Raw genomic sequence first — 4518 nt, 5'->3', positions numbered from 1 at the left:
GTTCCAGGGCGCCGCGGCCCTGCGAGTGCTGTGGGAGGAATGGCCATGTCGGTCCGGGAACCGTTGAGAATCCGCAAGGCACTGCTGGCCGGTGCGGTGGCACTGGCGCTCACAGGCACAGGAGTGGCGATCGCCTGGTCGGCCACGGATACGCCGTCACCCGCCCCCTCGGTCTCGCCCTCGGAGCCGGCCCAGGGAAAGAAGGACAAATCCCAGCGGCCCCAGCACCTGCACAGTGAGAGCGTGGTCAAGAAGGCAGACGGGACCTTCGAAACAGAACTGAGCCAGCAGGGCACCGTTGACGCCGTCAGCGCAACATCTGTCACCGTGAAAAGCGAGGACGGGTTCACGCAGAGCTACAACGTCAACGCGGACACCAGGGTCATCAAGTTTCCGGCACCGGCCGCAGACGGAACGCCTGCCAGGGGTGCCGACGGCAAGCGGCTGGGGCCCTCGGAGGTCACCATCGCCGAAATCGCCACCGGTGAGTCGGTCCGGGTTGCCGGGGTGAAAAACGGCAACGATGCCACCGCCCGGAACATCGTCGAAGGCGCCGGAGCCGGTCCTGGCAAAGGGATCGGCAAGGGCCTGGGCAAAGGTATGGGCAAGGGCCACGGCCATGGGCTGGGCAAGCTCAAGGGCGGAACCGGCAGCTGACTGCCCACCACAACAACCGCCACACTCAAGAAACAGAGCTCAGCTGTCCTCCACCAGCCCGGTCATGATGGCCTGCAGCGCCTCGCACACAATCATCACCGAGCGGCGCTTCAGGTTTTCCGGACGCGCCAGGATGTCGATCCGCCGTCTGGTGCTGATGCCTTCGAGCGGCCGCAGCACAATGCCGGGGTTGAGCACCGGCCGCGCAGTGTGCCGTGGCAGCAGGCCCACCACGCCGCCGGCGGCCACCAGTGCCGCCACAGTGGAGTAGTCGTTGATGCGGTGGACGATGTTCAGTTCTTTGCTGGAGACGGCCGCGACGGCGGACAGCACATCGGCAGGGGAGTAGCCGGTGTGGCTGGTCACCCATGGTTCCCCGACGACGTCGGCCGCGGTCACCGTGGCCTGGCCGGCCAGGCGGTGGTCAGCCGGAAGCGCCACGTCAAGTGGTTCATGGGCGAGAGGGATCACGGCCACCCGCTCGCGGGGCCAGCGCGGGCTGTGGTCCATCCTGTGGGCCAGCACCAGGTCGTACCGGGCCGTGAGCGCCGGGAAGTCCTGCTGGGCCACATCCTCGTCGGACAGCTGGATCCTCGGCTGGCCCGGTGTGTCGAGCCTGCGCGCCAGCGGCGCGAACAGGGCCTGGCCTGCGCTGTGGAAGCCGCTGATGGTCACCGGACCCACGGGCGAACCGTGATAGGCGCCGATCGCCGTCCGGGCATCAGCCATGGCACTGACGACGGCAGCACCGGCGTCCGCGAGCACCTGGCCTGCTTCGGTGAGCACCAGGTTCCGGCCTTCCTTGCGGGTCAGGGGAACTTCGACATTGCGCTGCAGCAGTGCGAGTTGCTGGGAGACGGCGGAGGGGGTGACCATCAAAGTCTCGGCGACTGCCTTCACACTGCCCAGGGCGCCGAGCTCCCGAAGGATTTCGAGCTGGTGGATTTCCATGGGCCCAGTCTACGCATTAGCAGTCACTTCATCGTCGATTGAGAAAATACTGCTTGTGCTAATGCTTCTTGAGTGGCTCTAATGAAGGAAGAACTCCGCCTCCAGGCCGCGGGGCGTATGCCAAGAAGTTAGGAAGCCGATGAAGGCCCTCTACAAGTCCGGTGCCCATGCCGGATTCGAGCTCGTTGACCGCCCGGAACCGGAAACCGGCCCGGACGATGTCAAGATCCGCGTGATGACCACCGGGATCTGCGGCACAGACCTCCACATCCAGTCCTGGGACACCTGGGCACAGGGCATGATCGAGGCCCCGTTGATCGCCGGCCACGAGTTCTATGGCGAAGTGGTGGAGACCGGCGCCGACGTCCGCGATGTCAAAGTGGGGGACCGGGTGTCCGGCGAGGGCCACGTGGTCTGCGGGATCTGCCGGAACTGCCGGGCGGGCCGCCGCCAGATGTGCATCCACACGGTCAGCGTCGGCGTCCAGCGTGACGGCGCGTTCGCGGAGTACGTGGTGATCCCCGAGACCAACGTCTGGGTGCACCACGATCCCTCGATCACCCCCGAACTGGGCGCGATCTTCGATCCGTTCGGCAATGCCGTCCACACCGCCCTCAGCTTTCCGCTGGTGGGCGAAGACGTGCTGATCACCGGTGCCGGTCCCATCGGCCTGATGGCCATCGCCGTCGCCCGCCACGCCGGCGCACGCAAGATCGCCATCACGGACGTGTCCGGGCCGCGGCTTGACCTTGCCCGCCGCCTCGGGGTGGACCTCGCCATCGACGTCTCAAAAACCCGCATCAGGGAGGCCCAGCATGAGCTGGGCATGCGGGAGGGCTTCGACATCGGCATGGAAATGTCAGGCCACCCCACGGCCCTGCCTGAGATGATCGGGAACATGAACCACGGCGGCCGCATTGCCATGCTCGGCCTCCCCAGCCAGGACATCACCATCGACTGGGCCAAAGTGGTCACGCACATGCTGACCCTCAAAGGTATTTACGGCCGGGAGATGTACGAGACCTGGTACGCGATGAGCGCCATGCTCTCCTCCAACCCGGTGCTGCACGCCGCCATCTCCGCCGTGGTGACGGACAAGCTGCCGGCCGCGGACTGGGAAAAAGGCTTTGAGATTGCCCGCGCCGGCCTCGGTGGCAAAGTTGTCCTCGACTGGACTGAACTCTAAGGAAACGCCATGTACACCACCATCAAGGACCAGCTGCAGACCGAGCTGGATGACATCCGCACCGCCGGGCTCTTCAAGACCGAACGTGCCATCAGCTCGCCGCAGTCCAGCCATGTGACGGCCGGACAGCTGGGCGAGCCGGGGGCCCCGGTCCTGAACTTCTGCGCCAACAACTACCTGGGCCTGGCGGACCACCCGGACATCATCGCGGCCGCGAAATCCGCCATGGATTCCCGCGGCTTCGGCATGGCCAGCGTGCGCTTCATCTGCGGCACCCAGGATCTGCACCTGGAGCTCGAGGCCCGGGTATCGAAGTTCCTGGGCACCGAGGACACCATCCTCTTCTCCAGCTGCTTCGACGCCAACGGCGGCGTGTTCGAGTCACTCCTTGGACCCGAGGACGCAGTTATCTCCGACGCCCTCAACCACGCCAGCATCATCGACGGCATCCGCCTCTGCAAGGCCCAGCGGTTCCGCTACGCGAACCAGGACATGGCGGATCTGGAAGCCAAGCTGGTCGAAGCGAAAGATGCCCGGCGCAAGATCATCGTCACCGACGGCGTGTTCTCCATGGACGGCTACCTGGCTCCGTTGGAAGCCATCTGCGATCTCGCCGAGCAGCACGGCGCCATGGTGATGGTGGACGATTCGCATGCGGTGGGCTTTATGGGTGCCACCGGGGCAGGGACCCCGGAGCACGCCGGGGTGTCCCACCGGGTGGACATCTATACCGGAACGTTCGGCAAGGCGCTCGGCGGCGCCTCCGGTGGCTATGTCTCCGGCCGGAGCGAGGTGGTGGCCATGCTCCGCCAGAAGGCGCGGCCGTACCTGTTCTCCAACTCCCTTGCCCCGGCCATCGTCGCAGCCACCATCAAAGCCCTTGACCTGGTGGAGAACTCCGGTGACCTGCGGACCAGGCTCTTCGACAACGCCGGCCTGTTCCGCCGCCGGATGACCGAGGAAGGCTTCGGCCTCCTCGACGGCGAACACGCCATTGTGCCGGTGATGTTCGGGGACGCCGTGATGGCTGCCAAGGTGGCGGACCAGATGCTCCAGCACGGTGTTTTCGTCACGGCCTTCAGTTTCCCGGTGGTGCCGCGCGGTGCCGCCCGGATCCGGGTGCAGCTCTCCGCCTCACACTCGGCGGACGACGTCGAAACCTGCGTTCGTGCCTTCGTCGCCAGCCGTGCCGCTGTAGCGGGCTGAACCCCTTGGCTTTAGCCTTGCACCCCTGGTAGAGAATTGCCGGGCGCGGCGCCCGGCAAATCTGCAAGGATGGTGCCATGGCAGCTCATTACGATGTCCTGATTGTCGGCGGCGGAATCGCCGGCCTGTCCCTTGCATCCTCGCTCGCCGGCAGCTGCAGCGTGGGTCTTGTCGAGGCGGAGCAGGAGCTGGCGTACCACGCGTCCTCCCGCTCGGCCCGCCAGCTGATCCCCAGCTACGGACCGGATGTGGTCCAGGAGCTGACCGTGCGGACCCTGGAACTGATGGCGGCCCGGGACGCGGACCTGCCCGAACCTGTGCTGTCGAAGCGAAGCTTCATGCTCATTGGCACCGAGGAGTCCGTCCACGCGGAGGCCAGCGGCCACATGCAGACCATTTCCCATGCCCGGGCCCTGGAGCTGTGCCCGGTGCTGGTGCCTGAGGCTTTTGTGGCAGCAGGCCTGGACACCGGGGCCTTCGGCTGCAACGCGCCCGTGCTGCTGGCCGATCACCACCGG

Annotated in this window: 5 protein-coding genes; 4 read left to right on the top strand and 1 reads right to left on the bottom strand. The window is 66.2% G+C overall.

Annotated elements, in window-relative coordinates; all coding sequences use genetic code 11:
• Positions 1–657 (top strand): hypothetical protein (locus tag DBR22_RS07330; RefSeq protein ID WP_258229081.1); only part of this gene is annotated, 657 nt, incomplete at its 5' end.
• A 39-nt stretch (positions 658–696) separates the two neighbouring features.
• Here DBR22_RS07330 and DBR22_RS07325 read toward each other — a convergent pair.
• Positions 697–1608 (bottom strand): LysR family transcriptional regulator, encoded by a 912-nt coding sequence (locus tag DBR22_RS07325; protein ID WP_108598462.1) that lies wholly within the window; start codon positions 1606–1608, stop codon positions 697–699.
• A gap of 139 nt (positions 1609–1747) precedes the next feature.
• Between DBR22_RS07325 and tdh the strand changes: the two genes are divergently transcribed.
• The 3 genes from tdh to DBR22_RS07310 form a co-directional block, all read left to right on the top strand.
• Positions 1748–2794 (top strand): L-threonine 3-dehydrogenase, encoded by a 1047-nt coding sequence (tdh, locus tag DBR22_RS07320; RefSeq protein ID WP_108598461.1) that lies wholly within the window; start codon positions 1748–1750, stop codon positions 2792–2794.
• A 9-nt stretch (positions 2795–2803) separates the two neighbouring features.
• Positions 2804–4000, top strand: a complete 1197-nt coding sequence (locus DBR22_RS07315) for a glycine C-acetyltransferase (RefSeq protein ID WP_108598460.1) — start codon at positions 2804–2806, stop codon at positions 3998–4000.
• A gap of 77 nt (positions 4001–4077) precedes the next feature.
• A partial coding sequence (locus DBR22_RS07310; protein WP_146187422.1) for an FAD-dependent oxidoreductase occupies positions 4078–4518 on the top strand: 441 nt, incomplete at its 3' end.

This window comes from Arthrobacter sp. HMWF013 (genome assembly GCF_003061105.1).
Classification (GTDB): domain Bacteria; phylum Actinomycetota; class Actinomycetes; order Actinomycetales; family Micrococcaceae; genus Arthrobacter.
This window is presented reverse-complemented; position numbering and strand designations above follow the sequence as displayed.

What these genes read in the sequence shown, in the direction of transcription:
- DBR22_RS07325 (WP_108598462.1), bottom strand. Translation starts at nt 1,608, where the DNA reads ATGGAAATCCACCAGCTCGAAATCCTTCGGGAGCTCGGCGCCCTGGGC.
- tdh (WP_108598461.1), top strand. Translation starts at nt 1,748, where the DNA reads ATGAAGGCCCTCTACAAGTCCGGTGCCCATGCCGGATTCGAGCTCGTT.
- DBR22_RS07315 (WP_108598460.1), top strand. Translation starts at nt 2,804, where the DNA reads ATGTACACCACCATCAAGGACCAGCTGCAGACCGAGCTGGATGACATC.